Raw genomic sequence first — 24,674 nt, forward strand, 5'->3', positions numbered from 1 at the left:
ATAATATGAAGAAAATAAATGCCATCATAAATTTTTGAGAGTGACTAAAATCGTTCAATAATGAACATCCCAGAATTAGTTCAGGCTTTTTTACATGTCGAAAGAAGGCTGAGACCTTAATGTAAGTTCCTTTATTTTGTTGGAAATTCTTTCGTAATAAATACTTCTGGCAAGAATACGTTTGTCCCCGTCCATTTCGATCAGGACATAGGTATGGTCTTTGAATTCCACCGCCAAACGTAAATATTCGCATTCAAATCTGTATTCAGAAACTCTTTTCCAAAGACTCATGTTAAGCAAATTAGGATGTGGTACAAAAGCAGAAGATTTATACATGGTATCGGTTGACGACTCAATGCGATCTTCGGGCCTTTCATGGAACTGGGACCACATCGGTAAAGACATGAAAAAGAAAAGGAATATTGGTACGAGGGTCTTCATGTATAAATTTAAAAAAATCACTTCTAATTTACCCTTCCATCGACTACTTCTTAAAATGATTTTTACATAAAGTAAAGTTAATTAACAATTGCTTAACCTGCAATGATTCTATCAAATAAATAAAATTTTAATCACTTTGGAATACTTCAGCTAAATCCACTTATACACTTCACCGAACGCCTTTTGTTCTGTAATCCATTTTGAGCAGCTGTCCAATGTCATATATGTAATAAATCTGTCTGTTTAAAGATGCATAAGAAAATTTATAAAAGCATTGATTTTATCTTAAAACCAGCTGTTTCAATTTATTTATGCGTTTATCCTAACCACCCCTCTCTATCCAAACTCCTGTATTGAATGGCTTCTGCTATGTGCTCAGGTAAAATATCGTCACTCTTTGCGAGATCAGAAATCGTTCTTGAAACTTTCAATATCCTGTCATAGGCCCTGGCTGACAAATTAAGGTGCTGCATGGCATGTTTTAATAATTGCTGTGAAGTTTTATCAAGCCGGCAATATTTTCGTATTTGTTTTACGCTCATTTGAGCATTGTAATGAATATGATTCTTGGAGCTGTATCGCTCCGATTGTATATTTCTGGCGACCATGACTCTTTCCCTGATTTGTTTGCTTTTTTCACCGGATCTTTTTCCCGATAGTTTTTCAAATGGAACAGGCTGTAATTCAATATGCAAATCGATACGATCTAACAAAGGACCGGAAATCTTACTTAAATATCTTTGGGCCTCCATAACCGTGGCGCTTGATACCTGATCCTTATCAATAAAAAATCCTCCCGGACTGGGATTCATGCTTGCAACCAGCATAAAACTGCTGGGATAAGTAATCGTAAATCGTGCACGTGATATGGTGACTTCTCTATCTTCCAGGGGTTGCCTCATGACCTCCAAGACACTTCGCTTGAATTCCGGTAATTCATCGAGAAACAGAACACCATTGTGGGATAAGGAAATTTCTCCCGGTTGCGGATAGGTGCCTCCACCAACAAGTGCAACATCACTAATGGTATGATGAGGCGACCTAAAGGGCCTGCTGTACATTAAACCTGTATTTCCATTTAATTTTCCGACTACCGAATGAATTTTTGTAGTCTCCATGGCTTCTGTCAATGACATAGGAGGTAAAATTGTGGGTAATCTTTTGGCCAGCATGGTTTTTCCTGAACCCGGCGGTCCAATAAGAATGATATTATGACCCCCTGCAGCAGCAATCTCCATGCAGCGTTTGATCGTTTCCTGGCCTTTTACATCAGCAAAATCAAGGTCTTCCGAATTCGTTTTTTCATAAAATTCCCTTTTGATATCCACACATAATGGTGCTATGCGATTTTCTCCCTTTAACAAATTGATGACTTCTTTGATGTTGCTCAAAGCATAAACGTTAAGCCCTTCTACTACTGCAGCTTCCTTGCCGTTTTGACTTGGAAGTATAAATCCTTTAAAGCCATCTTTTTTTGCCTGTATCGCTATGGGAAGGGCACCTTTGACAGGGTTTAAACTTCCATCAAGTGACAACTCTCCCATAATCACAAATTCACTGAGTCTCGCAGATTCCATTTGACCCGAGGCGGCCATAATACCCACTGCAAGTGCAAGGTCATAGGCAGATCCTTCCTTTCTCAAATCGGCAGGCGCCATATTAATCGTAATCTTTTTACCCGGAAATTTATACCCTGAATTTTTAAGTGCTCCTGAAATCCTGTAACTGCTTTCCTTGATGGCACTATCCGGTAAGCCTACCAAATGATAACCGATTCCTTTATCTATATTGACTTCTACCGTGATTGTTGTTGCTTCTACCCCAATAACAGCGCTCCCATAAACTTTGACTAACATCGATTATCGTATTTACTATTAAGTGTTCTAAAACCTTAAAGTAAACATGTAACGGCATTGTTAGTGTTAGAATTCGAACCGCACCCTTAGCAGGTTCATGATAAGCTCAACCGGGAGATCCTCAGGTCAGGGATACAACGCAAAAAATAAAAAAAACCGTTATTAAAAATAACGGTTCTCTATCTGTTCAATAATCAGTTCCTATTTATTCCTGCCCGTGCAAATGCATCATCATTCCTGTAAAATCTCCGTAAACCTGTTGGTATCTGATTTTACCTTCCTCATTAAAATCAAAAGATTCATACAATTTAATGACACCTGATTTTGCCTCTGTAGAATCTGTAGCAGAAAGTGTAATTTCCCATTCACTATAATGGCGAACGGAGCCATCAACAGCTTTGGTAGCCGCATTTACTCCAGGCAATAAAACAGGCTCATTCAACATTTTGAAATCGTAGGTTTGCCACATTTTTTTGTCCATTTCCATCATCTCCGTGAGTGATATAGAATCTTTTTCTGAACCAAAACCTGTTTCCAGCATGGCAAAATCTTCAGCATACATGGAATAGTCTAAATTCTCATTTTGCCAACCTTCCAAATTTGCTAAAACTGTTTTTGAGTTCTTTTCAAAAGCTTCGTTTGCAGAGTTATCTGCAGGAGGAGGCGTGCAACTTACCATGATCAGGACAGCGCACAGATAAAAAATAATTTGTTTCATAAGATTTAAAGTTTTACGTTAATTAATTGTTTGGAAAGTTAGAAATTATATCTAACTAATTTGATAAAAAGGATGAAATATGTTAATTAGTGTCCAAAAGTCCTGATTTTTTTATACATGAAAAAAAAAACAGCATTACAATAAATCTCCAAATTAAAAGGTGAACCCCTCGGAAGTGAGAGGTTCACGTCCGAGGGGTTCACGTCAAAGGCCTCATCTCTGAGGGCCTCAGATAAACATATTATAAGGTTCCGCGCTTGGCCTGTTCTCTTTCAATACTTTCAAAAAGTGCTTTAAAGTTACCGGCTCCAAACCCTCGAGCTCCCATTCTTTGTATGATCTCAAAGAACAAAGTTGGTCTGTCTTCTACAGGTTTGGTGAAAATCTGTAATAAATACCCTTCCTCATCCGCATCGATCATGATACCTAAGTTTTTTAACGTTTCAATATCCTCTTTTAACTCATGACTAAATTCCTCCAATCTACCGGGAACCGCTCTGTAATATTCTTCAGGAGGCGTACTTAAAAACTCTATTCCCCTGGATCTCAACTTAGAAACTGTGGAAATAATATCATCTGTAGCCACTGCAATATGTTGTACTCCAGGGCCTTCATAGAAATCGAGATATTCCTCAATTTGAGATTTCTTTTTCCCTTCTGCCGGTTCATTTATTGGGAATTTAATTCTGCCATTACCGTTACTCATTACTTTACTCATCAAAGCTGAATATTCTGTGTGGATTTGCTTATCATCAAAAGACAAGAAATTTTCAAAACCCATAACGTCTTCATACCATTTTACCCATGTATTCATCTCTCCCCAACCTACATTACCAACCATATGGTCAATAAATTTTAAACCACAGGGTTCCGGGTTGTAATCAGATTTCCATTCAGTAAATCCCGGTAAAAATGTTCCCTTATAGTTTTTTCGCTCCACAAACATATGCACAGTTTCTCCGTAAGTGTAGATACCCGATCTTACAACCTCACCATGTTTGTCTTTTTCTGTAACTGGTTTTAGATATGATTTTGCACCACGAGAAGTCGTTTCTTCCCAAGCTTTTTTAGCATCCTCTACCCAAAGTGCCACAACTTTAACACCATCACCGTGTTTTACGATATGTTCGTTGATTTTTGATTTTGAATTTAAAGGCGTGGTTAAAACTATTCTAATTTTATCTTGTTTTAACACGTATGAAACAGCTTCCCTACTTCCTGTTTCAAGTCCTTTGTAAGCCAAAGATTGAAAACCAAATGCTGATTTATAAAAATGGGCTGCCTGCTTCGCATTACCCACATAAAACTCCACATAATCTGTTCCCAGTAATGGTAAAAAATCTTTTGCTCCTTTAAATATTTTTTCCAATCCGTATTCTACATTTTTTATATCACTCATCATTTCAATTTTAATGATTTAACCAACTTTTATAATAATCATCATCGGCCATTTTCATAGCAGCTTCAGTAACCATCAAAGGTTTAAAAGTATCCACCATCACGGCAAGTTCTTCTGTTGATTTCTTGCCAATACTTCTTTCCATAGCACCGGGGTGCGGCCCATGAGGGATTCCTGCAGGATGCAAGGTGATCTGACCCTTTTCAATATTATTTCGGCTCATAAAATCTCCATCAACATAATACAGTACCTCATCGGAGTCAATATTACTGTGATTATAAGGAGCCGGAACAGCTTTAGGATGATAATCGTATAATCTTGGAACAAATGAACAGATTACGAAACCTGCAGACTCAAAAGTTTGGTGAATTGGGGGAGGCTGATGTATCCTTCCTGTTATAGGTTCAAAATCATGGATCGAAAACTTGTAAGGGAAATTATATCCATCCCAGCCTACAACACTGAAAGGATGTGCTGCATAAATATATTCATGCATGGTATCCTGTTTTTTTACCTTCACTAAGAAATCACCCTGTTCATTAAATGTTTCCAACTCACTGGGGGGATGCATATCTCTTTCACAAAATGGTGCATGTTCAAGCATCTGACCAAACCAGTTCCTGTATCTTTTTGGTGTATAAATTGGATTTTTTGACTCAACAATAAAAAGTCTATTTTCATGAGTATCAAAATCGACCTGATAGATCATGCCTCTGGGAATCACCAAATAATCTCCATAAGAAAATTCAATATTTCCCAGCATGGTTCTGAGTTTCCCCGAGCCTTTGTGTATAAATATTACCTCATCAGCATCTGTATTTTTGTAAAAATAATCTCGCAGGGAATGAGTCGGTGCCGCCAAACTGATCTGACAGTCACTATTTACTAAAATTGGTACGCGACTCTTCAAAAAGTCTTTTTCAGAAGCCACCTCGAAACCTTTTAAACTTATAGATTTCATATTCTTCTCAACAGCCACTTTGGGGCTAACATCATAAGATGAGACAATTTTTTTTACCTGAGTAGGCCTTTGGGTATGATAGAGCAAGGTAGACATCCCATCGAAACCAACAGTTCCAAACAGTTCTTCATAGAGGAAATTATCTTCTGCATCTTTAAAAACAGTATGTCGTTTTGAAGGAATGCTGCCTAAAGTATGATATCTCGGCATATTTACAATTTTAATATTTATAAAAGAAAGAAGTACTTATAAAGAAGCTAAATTACTCCGGCTTTCTCTTTATCAGGAATTTTTGAAGTGATAATAATTCGGCAAAAATGTAGCTCATATTATACCTGTTCTTTCGATCTTAACAAAGATAACGAATATTATTTAAGAATATGAGAATATAGTTTCTGAGAAGGCTATTTGACCTCCACAACTTTCCTGATCTGGGGCGCATACTTTTTTACAGTTGCCTCCACTCCATTTCGAAGGGTCATCTGATTCACATTGCAACCGATACAGGCTCCGTGGAATTTAACATTCACGACGTCATCTTCCAATGAAACAAAGGAGATATCTCCTCCGTCAGTCAGCAGATAAGGACGAATCTCGCTCAGTGCCTTTTCAATGTTATCCATTAGCTTCTTTTTGCCCATTTTAAAAATATTTTCTCATTATACGTTTATCGTATCATGGCTATTTTATTTTGTACTGCAACCCGACATGGTTGTAATTCTAACTATTTCAGTTGGAGGTAAATCTTCGTTTCGTTTTACCAATTGAGACAACATTTTCTTGGTGGTTTCAGCAAAGGCTTTTTCCAATGCTGAATCTTCCTGTAAAGCCACAGGATGCCCTACATCTCCGGCCTCTCTGATGCTTTGTACAAGTGGAATCTCTCCAAGAAGCGTTGTTTTAAGGTCTTCAGCCAGGTGTTTAGCTCCGTCTTTTCCAAATATATAATACTTATGATCAGGTAATTCGGCAGGGCTGAAATAACTCATATTCTCAACGATGCCTAAAACAGGCACCATAATATTTTCCTGCTCAAACATGGCAACGCCTCTTTTCGCATCAGCCAAAGCGATGGCTTGAGGAGTGCTGACAATAACAGCTCCCGTAATGGGAACCGCCTGCACCATAGAAAGATGTATATCCCCTGTTCCCGGAGGAAGGTCAATCAAAAGGAAATCCAATTCCCCCCAGTTGGCGTCAAATATCATTTGGTTCAGCGCTTTGGACGCCATGGCTCCCCGCCAGATTACTGCCTGATTTGGATCTGTAAAAAAGCCCAGCGACAATAATTTAACTCCGTAATTTTCAATAGGTTGCATTTTCGATTTTCCATCTACATTAATCGATAATGGCCTTTCTTTGGCCACGTCAAACATGATAGGCATGGAAGGCCCGTAAACATCGGCATCAAGAATACCAACACTAAAACCCATTTTAGCCAAAGAAACTGCAATATTGGCAGTAACTGTTGATTTTCCAACACCACCTTTACCCGAAGCCACGGCAATAATATTCTTTACTCCAGGAATCTGATTACCTCTCATGGGAGCAGGCTTTGCCGGAGCATCAACCTTTACATTAACCTTAACATCGGTTTTTTCATCGACCTTGTCGTGTATGACCTTCATGATCTCCACTTCAACCTTCTTTTTCGCCTGAAGCGACGGGTTTTTGATCGTAACGTCAACAACAATCTCTTTTCCAAAAACAACAACATTTGTAACTGCTTTGCTTTCGATAAGATTCATTCCTTCACCTGGAGCCGTAATACCTTCCAGTGCTTTATATATGTCTTGTTTCTTAAAACTCATTGATATGCTTAATTAAAATGATTCTAAACAACAAAGATACTAACTTCTTACAAAGTAAAAAGAAATATAAATCACATTACAGCATTTAAAACAACATTCAGTCGAAAAAAAAAATAAAAGTGCATCAGGGTTGAAGTAAAATGTTCTCTTCCACCTCCCAATTGGCCTTCGCTTCGATGATTGTTTTTACATAATGTACCTTTTCAGGTTGTTGGTTGCGCAAAAAATTTCCAGTATCCCACTTTTTGTTGCCATTGTCGTCATAAATGATTCTAATCATGAATCTGGAAGGATTCAAATTCCGAAATTCGAATTCACGGGGTCCTTCAGCGAAGGTTTTCGCTACAATATCTCCTTTCTCATTTATCAGGTCAATAATCACGGGAAATCTTTCGATATTTCTTATTGTCAGAAAGATTGAGCAGTAATCGGATACCTTTCCGGTCTTTATGGCGGATTTGATCGTGTCATTTTGAATACCTAAAATATCTTCGATTCCACCGGGTTCTATAAAGAGTTTATAGTTCTGCTGAAATTCCTTTTCAAAATCGATATCTATTCTGTCATGACTTTTGGATAATTCAAGTCGAAAGGGAATCTTGACTGAATCATTGTCTATAAAATGAAATTTAGAGGTGTCAATTTTTATTATCGGAACCGTTGAACCCAGTTGTAAAGTATCTCTTATATGCAACAACCCATAAGTCGATAACTGTATGCGCATAGAATCTATTTCCTCTTCGTCTATTTTGATTTTTACCGTATCAATAAACTGATCCTTGCTTACTTTTAATATCAAAGTGTCCAGTTCAAAACGATTGAACCAATAATTCAATGTATCCGTCTCTCTGTCTTTGGCATAAAAGGATTTAAAGTCTTCCGGCACATTGGATAGAACCTGAATATCCACGTCATCTGTGTCACCCTCAATTCCGATAATCACATGTCCTTTTGATACATCTTTAGGCCTCGAAACCAATTTAAACGGAAGGATTTCTTTGAATAAAGTCAGGTCAAACACACTATCTCCCGGAATGTTTATCAAATCAGCATAATACGCAATCCTGTCTTCCTTAGGGTCATATTTATAATTCTTTCTTGAATCGTTCAGGGCAATGAGGCGATAGATCCCGGCCTTGATATTTGTTATCTCCCAGTTCAAACTGTCTATTGTACTTCCCACATACGTGGGCTTCTCGAGGAATACTAATGAATCTTTATACATGTCGTTGACAGGATATAACATAATCGTGGGATTTTCGATCATATTGAGATCAAAAGCATCTTTGATTGTCCCTTTGACCCTTAGTGAATCGATATAGTCACCGGTAGAAAAAATATATTTAAAATTATCCAGGATATTACCTTCAGTGTTGTCGATAATACTCTGGGCAAAATTGAATGTATAGGTCGTATTCTCTTGTAAGGTATCACTGATTTTGATTGTAATCTTTTTACTGGGAGATCCCAAGGGACTAATCACCGGTGAATTCTTAAGGGGTGGAGAAATGATGAGTTGAGAATTCACATCTTTAAGTTTGATGTATTCATCAAAATAAATCTTGATTTGATCATCATCAAACTGAAGACTTTTAAACTCAGGGTCTGCCCTCACCATAATGGGTTTGTCAAAATCCTTGGGGCCTCCTTCAGGGCGGCCCATTCTCGCACAGCCGGTTAACAGCAACAGCATAAAAATGAAAAAATAATACCGGGATATCATAGTACAAATAAAATACAAATTAACAATTATTCCAGGCCAATCGATCCTTTTTTATTAAAATTAAATTGTAAACGCCATACTGGCAAAACTTAACTGAACACCAGGAACATGAAGCAGTTCGATGCTGCAGGCTTCAAGAGTAGCTCCGGTTGTAATAATATCATCTACCAGCAGGATATGTTTGTTTTTGAGTGACTGTCTGTATTTTATTTTGTAATCTCCACGTGTATGACTAATTCTTTCCAATCTGCCTTTATGGGTTTGTGTTCTGCGGTCTGCGATCTTGACAAGCACCTCAGGCCGGAGTTCAGCGTTTAATTGCACAGATAGAGTCTCGGCAAACAACATCACTTGATTATAGCCTCTTTTTTTCTGCCTGTTGGGATGTAAAGGCACGGGAACTACCAAATCAATTTTTTTAAAACGCTTACTTATCAACATCTCCTCCCCTAACCACTTACCTAAAAAAACACCGATATGAGGCTGTTGACGGTATTTCAAACTATGCATCAGTTTTTGAACCAAACTCTTTTTTTCAAAGTACAATAAACTTGTGGCTGCCTTGACTGGAACCCTTCCTTTAAATGTTGTTTCAACCGTATTTCCCGGCATAAAACTGAAATGCGTAAGGGGCATTTCAGAAAGACAGTAAAAACATACATATCTACCCTTAATTTGAAGCAATTCATTGCAATTCAAGCATACTTCAGGGAAAAAAAGATCAAAAAGTCCTGTTAAGAAATTGAGCATTACATGATTATTTATCAACACATCTATTGAATTCTTTAAATAAATTGTTTTAAATCTTTAAAAAAAATTAGATTTGCACACAATTTTTCTGATTTATTACGTTAAATAAGTTAAGATTAATCTAAAATGTAAACCTAATTATATAATTATGGAAGAAAATTCTAAATCTTCAAACAGTAAAATTTTAATAATAGCCCTGACCATATTACTATTCGGATTGATTGGCTATACGTTCTATAACAACAACGACCACAAAGAAGCCATTAAGTTTCTGCAGGATGAAAAAGAACAAATAATAGGCAACCTTACCGCCATGGAAGAAAAGTATGATGTAGCTATTGCTCAAAACACAAGCCTTTCTGACTCGCTGACCATGGAAAAGGAAAAAATCGCAATTTTGAAAGACTCTGTTCAAAATCTTAAGCAAATTAATTCCAATGTCTTAAGAAGGTACCGGGGTCAATTAGCCACTTTGGAAAAAACCAACACCAGATTACTGGATGAAGTTGATTCTTTAAAACTTGCTAATAATATCCTTACAGAAGAGAAAGACAGTATAAACAGTCAACTTGAGATACAGACCACATACAATGACACCTTGGTGGCACAAAATATGGAATTGGCAAGAAAAGTTGAGATCGGAGGAGCAATTAATGTTGAAAATGTAGAAGTTCTTGCCATGAAAATGCGCTCTAACGGAAAATATACTGAAACCAACAAGGCTCAAAAAACTGATGCTATCAAAGTAGCCTTCAGATTAATTGAAAATGAAATTGCTGAACCAGGTGATAAAGAAGCTTTTATTGTCTTAAAGAATCCAGCCGGAATGGTTATCAATGCAAAAGGAACTTTTACCATGCATGAAGGAGAAGAGGCTAAATATACAGACCAAACCATTGTAAATTATGAAAATGCTAACCTTGATGTTGTGATGCTTGTTGAACGTAAAGGAGACAAGTATGAAGCCGGAGTTTACCCTATTGAAGTTTATGTAGAAGGTAAGTTGGTAGGTTCGGCTAATCTGGAACTAAATGATTCTTTCTTAGGCTTATAATTAGATCATTATACAGGATATAAAAAAGGAAACACAAATTGTGTTTCCTTTTTTTATGCGCTTTGTATAATTTAATTATTTTTGCCGCATCAAAAAGATATGATCAATGTAAGAATTGCATCAGTATTATCGATAATCCATAGGGAAGCCTGTTGTCTAGCTGGAGGTGTCTGAAAAACAAAAAATATACATGAAAAATCAAGAGGATAAATTCAAAAAAGTAGTTTCACATGCCAAAGAGTATGGTTTCATCTTTCAATCAAGCGAAATATATGATGGCTTGAGCGCTGTATATGACTACGCACAGAATGGGGCTGAATTAAAGAATTCTATCCGTGAATACTGGTGGAAATCCATGGTACAAATGAATGAAAATATTGTAGGAATTGACGCTGCGATATTTATGCATCCTACCACTTGGAAGGCCTCCGGACATGTTGATGCTTTTAATGATCCCTTGATTGACAACAAAGACTCCAAAAAGAGGTACCGAGCAGATGTGTTGATTGAAGATTATGCAGAAAAACTCAATATAAAGGCCGAAAAGGAAATCGCGAAAGCTGCCAAACGCTTTGGAGATGCCTTTGACAGAAGTGAATTTGTAAATACAAATCCAAGAGTTGTCGGTTATCTTTCAAAAAAGGAGGCAGTGTTAAGCCGTATGGCCCGTTCTCTTGAAAATGAAGACCTGAAGGATGTCAAAGCACTTATTGAAGAGTTGGAAATCGCTTGCCCCCTTTCAGGATCTAAAAACTGGACGGATGTGAAACAATTTAATTTGATGTTTGGGACAAAATTAGGTGCATCAGCAGAATCGGCCATGGACCTGTACTTAAGACCTGAAACGGCTCAGGGTATTTTTGTTAATTTTGCCAATGTCCAAAAAACAGGAAGGATGAAAATTCCTTTTGGTATAGCCCAAACCGGGAAAGCCTTTAGAAATGAAATCGTGGCGAGACAATTCATTTTCAGGATGAGAGAATTCGAACAAATGGAAATGCAGTTTTTTGTAAGGCCGGGAGAAGAACTCAAATGGTATGAATTATGGAAGGAAACGAGATTAAAATGGCATTTATCACTCGGTTTAGGTGAAAATAAATACAGGTTCCACGATCATGACAAACTCGCACATTACGCAAACGCAGCTGCAGATATAGAATTCGAATTTCCTTTTGGGTTCAAAGAATTGGAAGGCATACACTCCAGAACCGACTTCGATCTGAAAGCCCACGAGGAACACTCAGGGAAAAAATTACAGTTCTTTGATCATGAAATGAACAAAAATTATGTTCCATATGTGGTTGAGACTTCCATTGGCCTTGACAGAATGTTTTTGGCTGTTTTTTCTTCTGCGCTTCAGGAGGAAACCCTTGAAGACGGATCGGAAAGAGTCGTATTGAAATTACCACCGGTACTGGCTCCAACCAAGGCAGCAATTCTGCCGCTGATCAAAAAAGACGGATTACCTGAAATTGCCCGGGAAATCATGGATGAGTTAAAATTTGATTTCAGTGTAGCCTATGATGAAAAGGATGCTATTGGCAGGCGTTACAGACGACAGGATGCCATTGGAACGCCTTTTTGCATCACGGTTGACCACGATACTAAAAATGATGGTATGGTAACCATCAGGTACCGTGATACCATGGAGCAAAACCGCATAAAAATAGAAGATTTGCGCAGCATTATTTCTAAAGAAGTATCCATGGCAGACTGGTTGAGGAAAAGTCAGTAGGAAAGATTCCTTTTTTAAGTTTATAAGAAGGAAAAATTGTTAAAAAGTTGCCCTGAGTTGCACGTTACCGGTATGAATCGTTTTTGAATCCTCAGATTTTCTTCCAAAATAATTGAGGTTGAGGTCTAAAAATGAGGTCAGTCTTTTTTGGAGACCGAGCAACCAGGTAAGGTTGGTTCCTGGTTGTAAACCTTCAAGCATTTGGTAAGCTACAGGAGAATTTGTATCACCTACGAATTCATTAAAATACAGATTAGCATTGGCATTGACCGAAAAGCTTTGTTTGCTGGCATATTGGAAATTGGTCCCAATTACATGCATCTGAAGTGTTTCCTCGTTGAGGATTCTATTTTCTTTGTTTTTAAATATATAAGAGAATTCCAGCCTTGTATTTTGATTGTATAAATAAGATATTTTGGGATGCAGGTTTACATTGTCCAGGTCGTAGTTTCTGTTGGCATAGCTATTTGAGCTGCTTATATTTTCGTTAATCCCCGCCCCTAAATCCAAAAGCCAGAATTTCCCTAATTTATGGGTAAATTGAAATTGATGGGTTCTGAGGGTAACATCCTGATCACCAAATGAAAAAACAGTTTTCTTCCTGAAATTCAAAAAGGAATATACAAAACTAAACCTTTGCAATCCTCTGTTAAAAAAGAAACTATTCTTAAAATTTTGATCCAGACCTAAGAGGTTTTCATCATCTGAAACAAAAGGGTTAAGGTTAAAATCATCCTGATTTCGTTTTGTCTTGACATCGATCAGAAAATAGGTCTGATTGGCAAAATGAGAAAGTATTTTTTTAAAACCATCCTTGTTTCTCCATGCCGAAGCATTGAGGTTAAGCGACTGACTCCATTTGTTTTGATTTGTCTTAATAAAAGAAATGCTAGGGAGCAAGACCCTTACATATATGGCTTTATCCTGAAACTTGGCAACCACAAACTCATCCAGTTCTTGTATCCCGTTAGCATTAAAATCAATCCATTCATAGAATCCTTTACCCGGCTCAACTTCCACATAGCTGAACTCCTGCTGAGGCAAACTGCCCGATCTGGTTTCGTAAAGTGTTTGAAGACTTATAAAGTCGCCAAATATTCTCTGTCTGTAGCTTATCCTTGCGTTCAAAGAACTCTCATCTGAAGTATTTACATTATTGACCGTTCTGTAATTCACAAATAACGCAAGATCCGTATTTTGATTTTGAACAAGTTTCGACTTTAAAAAATAAGTGCTCGCTTTGTTCACAAGCCCTAAGACCGAGCCCTGTAAACTATCAGTTTCCCTGTAATTGTATCCAATCTCTGTAAAAACTTTCGTTGAATCACCTATTCCTACAAGGCCTTCGATTTCAGAAAACCTGTGTGATAGCATATCGAGATCATCCGTCTCCTTATTTCTTCTTATATTCTTTTCATAATTGTATTTGGCACCAATCCAGAAGTTGGAGATTTGCTGAGTTATTCCACTGTACATCCTGTTAAATGAATTTTCTTCAAATCCATTTTCGTTTTGCATGGAACTCCCGTTTACAAATAATTGTGTTCCCCCAAAATCAAGGTCAGTCAAGAGATTGTGTTTATCTCCGGTATAAGTATCTCCCAGGATAAGGTTTTCGTATTGATAACGAATTACTCCGGTACTGTCATTTTTAAAATCCAGCCCGGCCAAAACGTATTGCTGTTTCCGGCTAAGGCTGCTATTGTCGGTAAGGATATTCCAGTCTCTTGAGAATTCCACGTTTCGAATTCGTTCAACTGAGCTGAAATTTTCACTGAAATATTCGTAGTTAAGATCACTGTTCAATTTCCATTTTTTGTTTACTATATTTTGTCTCCACCCCAGTTTTGCAGCAATTCCTTTATTGTTTTCGTTGTCTATCGACGAAAAAAGGTTTTGGTCTTTGTCACTCAGGGCCAATTCTGTCTCTATCAGTGTTCTTTCTCCGGGGGCATAATTGGCTTCAATATTCAGTATTTGTAATTTTTCGGGAGCAACAAGCTGTACAACAGGAAGGTACGACCCTTGTTTTTGATTATTAACTTCCGGCACATAACGGTAAACCCGTCCCGCAGCCAGTGTGGTTTCTAACATATAATCTCCATTGTTCTCTCCTGCATAAGAAAAATTTACCTGGTATAAGGATTGATTTGAATCATTGGAATATTCAAATACTTCATTTCCACCAATAATGGTCTTTCTATAAAGAATCCTGTTCTCACTATAGGCAACTTCAACTTCAGAAGGCGCAATCATCTTTGATTTGTCATTACCGGCCTCTGCCAGAATCTGTTTTTGCTCGTCTGAAAGATTTTGATCCACCGGACTGTTTTTGGCATCTGTTTCATTAAAATAGCGAACACCCACTTTTAATTTGTCAGATTTAAAACTTACCCCGTCATAGGTAAGAAATCTCGTATAATTTCTTTCTGAAAGCTGATATTCAACTGTAAATCGAAGGTTGGCACTTACCGTATACAAGGTGGTAAAAGTAACTTCTCCGGTGTTATAATCTATAGTATAATCAAAATTCTCCCCTCTTCTAAGCAGTACTCCATTGGCATAAACACGCTCGCTCCCGGAGATCATAATGATAAATTGCTGATTTTCTGAACCAAGAATTTTATAGGGCCCCTGGTTGCCTTCCACTCCGTTGAATTTAAAGCTTTGGAACTTACCCCTTACCAATGCCCCTGATGCAAAAAAATCGGTTTGCCCGGCAGCCTTATCCAAGTGTCCTTTTAGGAGTACGCCGGAGATCTTTTTGTTAAACCTCATCAGATAACTATCTGTATTGCCGAGGTCGATATCCCCTGCAGTAAGCGACCAGTTATCGGCATATAACTCTATAAATACCCTGTCAAACTCATCAAGCCGCTGTGTAAAACCTCCTGATTGAAGAGGGATTTCATTGTCGGTAATTGATGCCCTGATTCCTACTTTATCCGATAATTTACCTTCGATCTGCAAGTTAAAATTAGAATTGACAACGGCATCCTGATTGCTTCCTATTGTTACTCCTCTCGACAAACTTCCACTCGTATACAATCCATCAAAGGGTTTGTTTTTTTTTAAGCCCGAGTTCGCAAGTGAACTGTATAACTGAGATTCATCGGTAGCCTGAGAAACAATCAATGACCTGTCGAATACTCCATAATTTCGGGTCATAAAGTCGGGAAAAGGCAGGTAATGAACTACAATTTTTTTTCCATTCCATTTCTCTTGATCGAGAAACCAAAGGCGTGCCCCTGCATAATCAACTTGGTAATTCTCTGGTTCAATTTCAATTCCCTGAGCACCGTACATCTCCAAAAAACCAGGATTGATACTTAAACTATCGATACGAAGCGTATCGCTTTGAATCACAAATTCCTTGATTTTCAACCCTTTTGGATGTGATTGTCCCATAGCCAGAACACCATTGAAAAGGAGCAGTAAAACCAAGAATCTTTTCATGAAGCAATACATCATTAAACAATATTGGGAATTTCTCCCTTTAGCTTTTCAAAACAAGCTGGTTTGACCTGTGGGGCTCTCGTGTTCAAGCAACCATTGCTTTCTCCACAGGCCTCCTGCATACCCGGTTAGTGAACCATCAGATCCAACTACTCTATGACAAGGGATGATAATCCAGATAGGGTTCTTTCCATTGGCACCTGCCACGGCCCTGATTGCCTTTTCACTGCCCATTTGCAAGGTCTGCTTCATATAGGTAATTCTTTGCCCAAATGGAATTTTTAATAATTGGGACCAGACCTGTTTCTGAAACTCAGTACCCGACGGATTTAATTTGACAGAAAATTCCTTTCGTTCCCCATTAAAATACTCTTCGAGCTGACTCATACACTCACGAAGCTCATCAGGCGCATTTTCAGTAGCAGGTATTTCTTCATCTCCTACAGAAACTTCAACGATACCATCGCTGTTTCCTATGATTTTAGCCGTCCCTAAAGGGGTTTTTAAATAAGCACATTTATATTGAGTCATCATCAAAAAATTATATCCCAAATATATTTCGGGAATTTTCGGTAGTGATCCTGGCGATCTCAGCAGGACTCATTTTATATAAATCAACAAGTTTGTCTACTATGTGGATAAGGTAACTGCTGTCATTTCTTTTCCCACGAAAAGGTGCTGGTGCAAGGTAAGGGGAATCCGTTTCCAATACAATATGTTCCAGGGGAATCTCAGCAATGAATTTATCAAGTCCTCCGTTTTTAAAAGTAACAACACCCCCAATACCGAGTTTAAAACCAAAATTGACGATTCTGTCTGCTTGTTGCCGGTTTCCGGTAAAACAATGAAAAATTCCAAATAACCGGTCATCGTTAACCTGTTCCATAACTTCAAAAATCTCGTCAAATGCGTCGCGGCAATGGATCACTATAGGTAATGCTCTTTCTTTTGCCCATGAAATCTGCAAAAGAAAAGCCTCTTGCTGTTCTTTGACGAAAGTCTTATCCCAGTATAAATCCATACCAATTTCTCCAACGGCATAAAAGCGATGGCTGTCCAATTGATTTTTTACGATCTCAAGCTCCCTTTTATAATCAGCTTTCACATGCGTAGGGTGCAATCCTGCCATAAGAAAAATATTTTCTGGATAAGACTTTTCCAAAGCAAACATGCTGTCGTAATAATTGCTATCTATAGCAGGAATAAAAAACCTTGTAATACCCAAACCCAAAGCTTTTTCTATAACCTGATCCCGGTCTTGGTCAAATTGTTCGGCGTAAAGATGGGTATGCGTATCTGTTATCATCATGCGACAAATATAGTTGAACCTTGAAATATTCTTACGTGGTCATGTTAATTTTTTCTTTTAAATTTCACTTTGTTTATAACTCAGAATCATTAAACAAATAGCAGGAAAGGCTTTACATTGAACAAAAAATATTTTATTTTTGGTTCTTTAACGACTCAAACCAAACCAACCTCTCATGAAAATCTACCATAATCCAAGGTGTAGCAAAAGCAGGCAAGGCCTTGCCATATTGCAGGAGGCACATCAGGATCCTGAAATCATTAATTATTTGAAAAACCCTGTTTCATTTGAAGAATTACGTGATATTTTAAATAAATTGGGGATTCCTGCTATTGACCTGATCAGAAAAAATGAAGCGATCTGGAAAGAAGAATTTAAAAACAAAAACCTTAGTGAAACAGAACTGATTGAGGCCATGATCACATATCCGAAGCTTATTGAAAGGCCCATTGTAGTTCATGGAGACAAAGCTGTAATAGGAAGACCTCCGGAAAAAATAAAGGATATTATCTGATGTTTTTTGTTTTATGTAGATGACTGAAAATACCCCTAAACCACTATTTTTTTATAGTCCTGAATAAGCTATTTTTATCGGATTACACATTTTTGTAATGAAATTTATAAGCATCCTGATCATATTCCTCCTCTCCTTTAACATATCAGGTCAGGAATCGAAAGTAACAAACGCGGTTAGCGGACAAGTAAAAGATGCCGACACGCATCTTCCGTTGCAGTTTGTAACAGTTACGCTACAGGATATTAATACACGGGATCTTATTGGTGATGTGACTGACAAAAACGGTAAATTCGAGCTAAGCGTGCCAAACGGCAGGTACTATTGCATTATAGAATCGTTGTCATTTCAGCCCTTTATTATCCATGTATTGAGCATTGATCAGGATATTGAAATGGGGCTTATAGAATTAGAGCAAAATTCAGAAAACCTAGAGGAGATAGAATTGATAGCGAAAACCAACCTGATTGACCATCAGTTAACAAAAAAAGTCTATAATGCCTCCCAGGATATAGCCAACATTGGCGGAAATGCGGTTACCGTGCTTGAGAATACTCCCTCAGTAAAAATTGACAATCAAGGAAATATAACAATCAGAGGCAACACAGCGCTGGTTTTAGTCGATGGCAAACCCTATGGAGGGCAGAGGAGCAACGCTGATGTCTTGAGTCTGATACCGGCAAATTCGATCAATAAGGTGGAAATCATTTCTCAATCGGCAAAATATGATGCTGAGGGCGGAGGTGCAATTTTAAATATCATTCTTAAAAAAAGATCCGGTGAAGGGTATAGCGGAATGGTTGAAGCACATATAGGCCTGCCAGATAATGACGGAGTCTCAACTTTTGTTAATTACAGGACTGACCAAATCAATATTTTTTCCACGGTCAGTTTCAATCACCAGGTCCAAATTAAGGATACGGAGATTCAACAGGTATTTTTGGATGACATACAACAACCCACAGGTAATTTTGACGAAATCCGGTCTGATTACAGACAGAGAAATAGTTTTCTGATCAATCTTGGAAGTGATTTTTATCTGAACGAAAAAAATACGCTGACGACTTCAATTCTTTATACAAATTCAAATAAAAATTATGATTCAGACCTGTTTTTAAACGATTACCAACCCTTGGACGAACTTATCCAATCTTCTTTAAGAAAAGTAAATGATAATTCTGATGAAGGATTTTTGGAAGCCTTTTTGCAATTCACCACGAAGTTTAACAAGGAAGGGCATCAATTATCCGCAGACATAAAATATGACAATAACCTGGCTGATAATAAGACCGATATCGTGAATACCGAAACATTTCCGGGAAGCGCCGATACAGAACAAAAATATGTGAAAGATGAAAAAGTCGATAATTTTTATGCAAAAGTTGACTATACCTTACCGGTAAAAAAGAATGGAACCTTTGAAGCAGGAATCAAAACCAACTTTCGAAGTTATAACAATGATTTTGCCTCAAGCAACTTAAATCAAAGCACCCATCTTTTTGAAACGATAGACTATTTTACAAGTAAAATAGATTATCAGGAAAACATTTATGCTTTTTATGCCAATTACAGTAAACAATTCGAAAAATTAAGTTATTCTGTGGGCCTTAGAACTGAAATTACCGAAACATCAATCACTGAAAAAACAGTTGACAATAAGTATGTGAATAATTACACAGATGTGTTTCCAAGTGCCTTATTTACTTATCCATTGAACGATCACAGCGCTTTGTCCCTGGGCTTTACCAAATATATTGACAGACCGACGATCGCAGAATTGAACCCATTTAATTCCTTCACCGATGAAAGATTCATTCTAGTTGGAAATCCCTATCTCAACCCCTATTATACCAATTATTTTTATTTGGAATACTATTATGAGTTTGAAAAAGTTTCATTTAATTCAGCCATATTTTATTCCAATTCTACTGACCGTATCCTTAATGTTCTGGAAAAAACAGGAAATCAAACAAGCGACGGTTTTGAAATTTACAGAAGAATTCCGATCAACAACGGTACATTAAATTACACTGGTTTAGAGTTAGAAGCTACATATAACCCTACGAATAAAATAAGGTTATACGGATTAATAAGCCCCTATTTTGCGCAATTATCCGACACACGTGACTTCGCATACGACTATGATAACTGGGTCTGGTATGGCAACTTCAGGTTGCTTTACCGAATTAACAACACGCTTCGATTCAATATTGATTATATATATCAGTCAGCTCAAAAAACCGCTATCACCGAATTAAAGGCATTTCAATTTGCCAATTTAAGTGTCTCAAAAGATTTTTGGGAAGGCAAATCAACCCTAAGTTTCAAAATAAATGACGTTTTCCATACGAGAAAAGCAGTATTCAATTCTCTGGAAGCCAACACGATAACTCAAAGAAATTTTATTTTTGATACGCAATATCTGTTATCCTTTTCATATCGTTTTAATAAAAACGGCAGGAAAAACACCCAAAACAGGTCTAAAGAAATTGATAAGAATATATTTGAAATAGAAGATAAGATCAAATAAAAAAAGCTTGGTCTCACAAGCTTTTCAATATGTATGTTTTAAGATTTAGCCTTTTTTTTAGCCTCCTTTTTTAATTTCCAATTTTCCATCAGGTTGCCAAACAACCAATATGGAACTACCGTGGTCAATAAAAAAATCAACATCCAAAACCCCATTGTAAAGACCGTTAAGAAAACTAAAAAACCCAAAAACTGACCAATTTCCATGTGCGTAACTATTGTTTGAATCAGTGCCAAAAATAATACATATTTTTTAAATGACAATTACTTCTTAAGGTAATTTATCATTTGATTTAACATACATTTAACAAAACAGTTATTAAACTTGGCTTTATCTTCGCGGTCTTAGTTCATATCCTATACAAGACCTTATGAAAATATTATCTGTATTGCTTTTAATTACCTGTTTACCCCTATTGGGAATAGCACAGACAGATGAAAGAGGTCAAAGACCAAACAGGCCTTCTCAACAAAAAGGAGAAATGTTCGAATTAAGTGGAGTGATATTTGAAAAAGACCCTCGTATCCCACTTGAATTTGCCACTGTTATTTTAAGACCCGTCAAAGGTAAACAGGTTTATGGGGGCTTAAGCAACCAAAAGGGGAAATTTAAGGTTGAAGTCCCAGAAGGCCGTTATAATATCAGCTTCGAATTTCTTTCGTTTAAAACGATTTCCATAGAAGACGTTGAGATCAACGGCGACATGGATCTTGGCGAAATTCTTATGGAAGTGAATGCAGAAGCCCTGGAAGAGGTCGAATTAATCGCGGAAAAAAGCACCATGGAGGTGAAACTGGACAAGAAGATCTATAATGTAGGCAAAGACATGACGGTAAAAGGAGGAACAGCAAGTGATGTGCTTGATAATGTGCCTTCGGTAACTGTGGATGCCGAGGGAGTCGTTAGCCTGAGAGGCAATGAGAATGTGAGGATACTTATCAACGGTAAACCAAGCGGACTCATAGGATTGAATGATACAGAAGCCCTGAGACAATTTCCCGCCGACGCCATTGCCAAGGTAGAAGTTATTACGAGCCCTTCAGCAAGATATGATGCCGAAGGTACAGCAGGTATTCTAAATATAATATTAAGAAGGGATAAAATAACCGGTTTTAACGGAGTCGGTACTGTTAATTTAGGTTTTCCTGAATACTATGGTTTTTCCACCAGCCTTAATTACAGACTTGAAAATGTTAATTTTTTTACCAATATCGGCTATTCAGACCGTGATTCACCAGGTAATTCGAGTGCTGAAACCACCTATTTTTCACCAAACGCGGCTTATGCCTCAACAGCACAATCCATTGACTACAATAGAAAAGGCAACAATTTAAATCTCAATTTCGGTATTGAGTATTATATTGCAAAGGAAACTTCTATAACTGGAAGCTTTTTATACAGAAATTCAGACAGGGACCGTATTTCTGAAAATATGACAGATGCTTTTGATGAATTCAGTGACCTTGCCAATTCAACGCTTCGGATAGAAAATGGAGTATCAAAAGACAATGTTTTTCAATACGATTTTAATTTTTTACATAAATTTAAAAAAGAAGGACATCAAATTGACCTCGACCTGCAGTATCAGGATAACAGCGATGATGAAAACAGTTTGATCACCAATGAGGAGACCTTCCCGAATATGTTTGACCAACTTTCTGAAAAATTCGACTCCTATGAATTACAAAAGCGGTTTTTGATTCAAAGTGATTATGTATTGCCCATTGGCGAAGACCAGCAGGTTGAAATCGGCTTTCGGATCAACAGCGATAACAGGGAAACTGATTACAGGTTTTTCAATGAAAATGATGATGGTGATTTTGTGGTCAACGACAGTCTGACGAACCTGTTTGATTACGATGAAATGGTAAGTGCTGTCTACGGCCAATACGGTAATAAATTTGGAAATTTCTCAGCTTTGGTAGGCCTTAGGATCGAGGGAACAGACATAGACATACGTTCAACGGGAAAAGAAATTGATTCGGTGAATCAAAAGAATTATGTGAACGTATTTCCAACAGCGAACCTGGTTTACGAATTTTCGGATTCCGAAAACCTGACCCTGGGGTACAACAGTCGAATAAGAAGGCCCAGATCCTGGTTTATTAACCCCTTTCCTTCTCAGTCGAGCAGAACAAATATATTTCAGGGAAACCCTGATTTAGATCCTTCAATATCCCATGGCGTTGATCTTGGTTATTATAAAAGGTGGCAAAAGGTAACCTTTAATACATCTGTTTATTTCAGTCATGCTACTGACATTTTTCAATTCATAAGCACAGACACCGGATTGAGCACTGAAGATGGTATTCCGATCATCAGGAGGACACCGATAAACCTGAGCACAGATGATCGCTATGGATTTGAATTCTCTGCCAACTATACTCCTAAAAAAAACTGGAGGTTTAATGCCAGCTTTAACTTCTATAATTCGACTATTGAAGGAGAATATGAAGGTGTGGATTTTGGATCTGAATTCTATAGCTGGTTCGCCAGGGGTAGCTCAAAAATAACCTTACCTGCTGCAATAGACTGGCAAACAACCTTAATGTACAGAGGCCCAAGACAAAATTCCCAATCAAAAAGCGAAGGTATGTTTGCGTCAAATATGGCTTTTAGCAAGGATATTTTAAAAGGAAATGGAACCTTGGTCTTGAATGTGGATGATCTTTTCAATTCACGAAAAAGAGTTTCTGTAACGACTACTGACACTTTTGTTGAAAACAATGAATTTCAATGGAGAGAAAGGCAATTCAGGCTTTCATTTACATATCGCTTCAACCAGAAAAAACAACGACAACGTGATCGGAATGGGATGAACGGAGATGACGGTGAGGGTTTCGGGGGATAGCTTATTAAGGCATTCCCAGGCATGAAAATTACTTGATCTGAATTAGAAATTTCAAGTCCATATCAATTCTTTTCTGGGCGCTATTTTGTATCTTTGATGCTTATCAGTAAGACAAAATATTTACCCATGAAATACAGAATAGAACACGATACCATTGGCGAGGTGCAGGTTCCTGCAGACAAGTTCTGGGGAGCTCAGACCGAAAGATCAAGAAACAATTTTAAGATAGGAGTTGAAGCATCGATGCCAAAGGAAATCATAGAAGGATTTGCCTATTTGAAAAAGGCTGCCGCTTATACCAATCATGACCTTGGCGTTCTTGATAAAGACAAAAGAGATGCCATTGCAACAGTATGCGATGAAATATTAGCAGGAGAATTGTTTGATCAGTTTCCCTTGGTAATATGGCAAACAGGATCAGGTACGCAAAGCAATATGAATTGCAATGAAGTGATTGCGAATAAGGCTCATGTTAATCATGGAGGAGATCTAAACAGCAGTGACCGGTTCATTCATCCTAATGATGACGTGAACAAGTCGCAATCTTCAAATGACACTTTTCCTACGGGTATGCATATTGCCATCTATAAAAAAATTGTAGAAGTAACCATCCCGGGGGTAGAACAATTACGCAATACTTTGCAACAAAAATCAATTGAGTTTTCCAGTGTCGTTAAAATTGGCAGGACCCATCTTATGGATGCTACCCCGCTCACATTAGGCCAGGAATTTTCAGGCTATGTTTCACAACTTGATCATGGGATAAAAGCCTTGAACAATACCCTTGATCATCTGTCTGAATTGGCCCTTGGAGGCACAGCGGTCGGAACAGGTATCAATACTCCTGAAGGATATTCAGAACTTGTGGCAAAATATATTGCAGAATTTACGGGCCTTCCTTTTATTACAGCTGAAAATAAATTTGAGGCACTGGCTGCACATGACGCAGTGGTTGAAACTCATGGCGCCTTAAAGCAACTGGCCGTCTCACTGATGAAGATAGCAAATGATATCAGAATGCTGGCATCGGGCCCGAGAAGTGGTATTGGTGAACTTATTATTCCTGCCAATGAACCCGGTTCATCAATCATGCCCGGCAAAGTAAATCCTACACAGGCCGAAGCGCTTACCATGGTTTGCGCACAGGTAGTCGGAAACGATGTCGCTGTAACCGTTGGAGGGATGACGGGCCACTATGAACTAAATGTATTTAAACCGGTCATGGCGGCCAATACAATTCAATCAGCACAACTCATTGGAGATGCCTGTATGTCATTTAATAATAATTGCGCCATTGGAATTGAACCAAATTATCCCCAGATCAAGCAACTTTTAAACAATTCACTAATGCTGGTAACTGCTTTGAACACCAAGATCGGTTACGAAAACTCTGCTAAAATTGCCAAAACAGCTCATAAAAACGGAACTACTTTAAGAGAAGAGGCCATTAATCTTGGTTATTTAACAGGAGAAGAGTTTGATGAATGGGTTCGCCCGGAAGATATGGTGGGAAGCTTAAAAGTTTAAATAAAAGAGCAAGGAAAGAAGGCTTTTTAATTATTTTTT

At 37.7% G+C, this 24,674-nt stretch carries 18 protein-coding genes; 6 read left to right on the forward strand and 12 right to left on the reverse strand.

Going from position 1 to position 24,674, the window contains the following annotated elements; genetic code table 11:
- Positions 1 to 90 precede the first annotated feature (90 nt).
- From AABB81_RS05750 to AABB81_RS05790, 9 genes are all read right to left on the reverse strand, one after another.
- Entirely contained in the window at positions 91 to 441 is a 351-nt protein-coding gene (locus tag AABB81_RS05750) for a hypothetical protein (protein ID WP_342159212.1), read from the reverse strand.
- Between the two features lie 317 nt (positions 442 to 758).
- Positions 759 to 2,297, reverse strand: a complete 1,539-nt coding sequence (locus AABB81_RS05755; protein WP_342159213.1) for a YifB family Mg chelatase-like AAA ATPase — start codon at positions 2,295 to 2,297, stop codon at positions 759 to 761.
- A gap of 205 nt (positions 2,298 to 2,502) precedes the next feature.
- Positions 2,503 to 3,015 carry a hypothetical protein gene (locus tag AABB81_RS05760; RefSeq protein WP_342159215.1) on the reverse strand — a complete coding sequence of 171 codons (513 nt, stop codon included), beginning with the start codon at positions 3,013 to 3,015 and terminating at the stop codon, positions 2,503 to 2,505.
- Positions 3,016 to 3,256: 241 nt separating this feature from the next.
- Complete coding sequence (gene hppD / locus AABB81_RS05765) at positions 3,257 to 4,417, reverse strand: 4-hydroxyphenylpyruvate dioxygenase (RefSeq protein WP_342159216.1); 1,161 nt, start codon at positions 4,415 to 4,417, stop codon at positions 3,257 to 3,259.
- A gap of 7 nt (positions 4,418 to 4,424) precedes the next feature.
- Positions 4,425 to 5,585, reverse strand: coding sequence for a homogentisate 1,2-dioxygenase (locus tag AABB81_RS05770; RefSeq protein WP_342159218.1), 1,161 nt, complete (start codon positions 5,583 to 5,585; stop codon positions 4,425 to 4,427).
- A 194-nt stretch (positions 5,586 to 5,779) separates the two neighbouring features.
- Positions 5,780 to 5,998, reverse strand: a complete 219-nt coding sequence (locus tag AABB81_RS05775; protein ID WP_425287327.1) for a NifU family protein — start codon at positions 5,996 to 5,998, stop codon at positions 5,780 to 5,782.
- 63 nt (positions 5,999 to 6,061) lie between these two features.
- Positions 6,062 to 7,186: an Mrp/NBP35 family ATP-binding protein gene (locus tag AABB81_RS05780; RefSeq protein ID WP_342159220.1), complete on the reverse strand. Its 1,125-nt coding sequence runs from the start codon at positions 7,184 to 7,186 to the stop codon at positions 6,062 to 6,064.
- 124 nt (positions 7,187 to 7,310) lie between these two features.
- Positions 7,311 to 8,879, reverse strand: a complete 1,569-nt coding sequence (locus AABB81_RS05785; RefSeq protein WP_342159221.1) for an Ig-like domain-containing domain — start codon at positions 8,877 to 8,879, stop codon at positions 7,311 to 7,313.
- Positions 8,880 to 8,969: 90 nt separating this feature from the next.
- Positions 8,970 to 9,659 carry a ComF family protein gene (locus AABB81_RS05790; protein ID WP_342159222.1) on the reverse strand — a complete coding sequence of 230 codons (690 nt, stop codon included), beginning with the start codon at positions 9,657 to 9,659 and terminating at the stop codon, positions 8,970 to 8,972.
- Between the two features lie 148 nt (positions 9,660 to 9,807).
- Here AABB81_RS05790 and AABB81_RS05795 point away from each other — a divergent pair, with 148 nt between their 5' ends.
- Positions 9,808 to 10,713: a kinetochore Spc7 family protein gene (locus AABB81_RS05795; RefSeq protein ID WP_342159223.1), complete on the forward strand. Its 906-nt coding sequence runs from the start codon at positions 9,808 to 9,810 to the stop codon at positions 10,711 to 10,713.
- 190 nt (positions 10,714 to 10,903) lie between these two features.
- A complete protein-coding gene (locus AABB81_RS05800) occupies positions 10,904 to 12,448 on the forward strand; it encodes a glycine--tRNA ligase (RefSeq protein ID WP_342159224.1) in 1,545 nt (514 codons plus the stop codon).
- Positions 12,449 to 12,487: 39 nt separating this feature from the next.
- Here the strand turns inward: AABB81_RS05800 and AABB81_RS05805 are convergent, their stop codons facing one another.
- Genes AABB81_RS05805 through AABB81_RS05815 form a run of 3 tightly spaced genes read right to left on the reverse strand, consistent with a single transcriptional unit; the run spans position 12,488 to position 17,213 of the window.
- Positions 12,488 to 15,904 carry a hypothetical protein gene (locus tag AABB81_RS05805; protein ID WP_342159225.1) on the reverse strand — a complete coding sequence of 1,139 codons (3,417 nt, stop codon included), beginning with the start codon at positions 15,902 to 15,904 and terminating at the stop codon, positions 12,488 to 12,490.
- A gap of 48 nt (positions 15,905 to 15,952) precedes the next feature.
- A complete protein-coding gene (locus AABB81_RS05810) occupies positions 15,953 to 16,438 on the reverse strand; it encodes a methylated-DNA--[protein]-cysteine S-methyltransferase (protein ID WP_425287328.1) in 486 nt (161 codons plus the stop codon).
- A gap of 7 nt (positions 16,439 to 16,445) precedes the next feature.
- On the reverse strand, positions 16,446 to 17,213 hold the full coding sequence (locus AABB81_RS05815; protein ID WP_342159226.1) for a TatD family hydrolase: 768 nt from the start codon (positions 17,211 to 17,213) through the stop codon (positions 16,446 to 16,448).
- 175 nt (positions 17,214 to 17,388) lie between these two features.
- Between AABB81_RS05815 and arsC the strand changes: the two genes are divergently transcribed.
- The 4 genes from arsC to fumC all read left to right on the forward strand — a co-directional run bounded on the left by arsC (position 17,389) and on the right by fumC (position 24,635).
- The gene (arsC, locus tag AABB81_RS05820; protein WP_342159227.1) at positions 17,389 to 17,727 is read left to right on the forward strand and encodes an arsenate reductase (glutaredoxin); all 339 of its coding nucleotides are present in this window, start codon (positions 17,389 to 17,391) and stop codon (positions 17,725 to 17,727) included.
- Between the two features lie 97 nt (positions 17,728 to 17,824).
- Positions 17,825 to 20,257, forward strand: coding sequence for a TonB-dependent receptor (locus AABB81_RS05825; protein WP_342159228.1), 2,433 nt, complete (start codon positions 17,825 to 17,827; stop codon positions 20,255 to 20,257).
- Positions 20,258 to 20,627: 370 nt separating this feature from the next.
- The gene (locus AABB81_RS05830; protein WP_342159229.1) at positions 20,628 to 23,108 is read left to right on the forward strand and encodes a TonB-dependent receptor; all 2,481 of its coding nucleotides are present in this window, start codon (positions 20,628 to 20,630) and stop codon (positions 23,106 to 23,108) included.
- A gap of 126 nt (positions 23,109 to 23,234) precedes the next feature.
- Positions 23,235 to 24,635: a class II fumarate hydratase gene (gene fumC / locus AABB81_RS05835; protein ID WP_342159230.1), complete on the forward strand. Its 1,401-nt coding sequence runs from the start codon at positions 23,235 to 23,237 to the stop codon at positions 24,633 to 24,635.
- Positions 24,636 to 24,674 lie beyond the last annotated feature (39 nt).

It is taken from the genome of Lutimonas vermicola (assembly GCF_038433205.1).
Lineage (GTDB): Bacteria > Bacteroidota > Bacteroidia > Flavobacteriales > Flavobacteriaceae > Lutimonas > Lutimonas vermicola.

Coding starts and splice junctions, on each gene's coding strand:
- arsC (WP_342159227.1), top strand. CDS start 17,389: ATGAAAATCTACCATAATCCAAGGTGTAGCAAAAGCAGGCAAGGCCTT.
- AABB81_RS05785 (WP_342159221.1), bottom strand. CDS start 8,879: ATGCTGTTGCTGTTAACCGGCTGTGCGAGAATGGGCCGCCCTGAAGGA.
- AABB81_RS05815 (WP_342159226.1), bottom strand. CDS start 17,213: ATGATGATAACAGATACGCATACCCATCTTTACGCCGAACAATTTGAC.
- AABB81_RS05770 (WP_342159218.1), bottom strand. CDS start 5,585: ATGCCGAGATATCATACTTTAGGCAGCATTCCTTCAAAACGACATACT.
- AABB81_RS05780 (WP_342159220.1), bottom strand. CDS start 7,186: ATGAGTTTTAAGAAACAAGACATATATAAAGCACTGGAAGGTATTACG.
- AABB81_RS05795 (WP_342159223.1), top strand. CDS start 9,808: ATGGAAGAAAATTCTAAATCTTCAAACAGTAAAATTTTAATAATAGCC.
- AABB81_RS05830 (WP_342159229.1), top strand. CDS start 20,628: ATGAAAATATTATCTGTATTGCTTTTAATTACCTGTTTACCCCTATTG.
- AABB81_RS05805 (WP_342159225.1), bottom strand. CDS start 15,904: ATGAAAAGATTCTTGGTTTTACTGCTCCTTTTCAATGGTGTTCTGGCT.
- AABB81_RS05810 (WP_425287328.1), bottom strand. CDS start 16,438: ATGATGACTCAATATAAATGTGCTTATTTAAAAACCCCTTTAGGGACG.
- AABB81_RS05750 (WP_342159212.1), bottom strand. CDS start 441: ATGAAGACCCTCGTACCAATATTCCTTTTCTTTTTCATGTCTTTACCG.
- AABB81_RS05760 (WP_342159215.1), bottom strand. CDS start 3,015: ATGAAACAAATTATTTTTTATCTGTGCGCTGTCCTGATCATGGTAAGT.
- AABB81_RS05800 (WP_342159224.1), top strand. CDS start 10,904: ATGAAAAATCAAGAGGATAAATTCAAAAAAGTAGTTTCACATGCCAAA.
- AABB81_RS05825 (WP_342159228.1), top strand. CDS start 17,825: ATGAAATTTATAAGCATCCTGATCATATTCCTCCTCTCCTTTAACATA.
- AABB81_RS05775 (WP_425287327.1), bottom strand. CDS start 5,998: ATGGATAACATTGAAAAGGCACTGAGCGAGATTCGTCCTTATCTGCTG.
- AABB81_RS05755 (WP_342159213.1), bottom strand. CDS start 2,297: ATGTTAGTCAAAGTTTATGGGAGCGCTGTTATTGGGGTAGAAGCAACA.
- fumC (WP_342159230.1), top strand. CDS start 23,235: ATGAAATACAGAATAGAACACGATACCATTGGCGAGGTGCAGGTTCCT.
- AABB81_RS05790 (WP_342159222.1), bottom strand. CDS start 9,659: ATGCTCAATTTCTTAACAGGACTTTTTGATCTTTTTTTCCCTGAAGTA.
- hppD (WP_342159216.1), bottom strand. CDS start 4,417: ATGATGAGTGATATAAAAAATGTAGAATACGGATTGGAAAAAATATTT.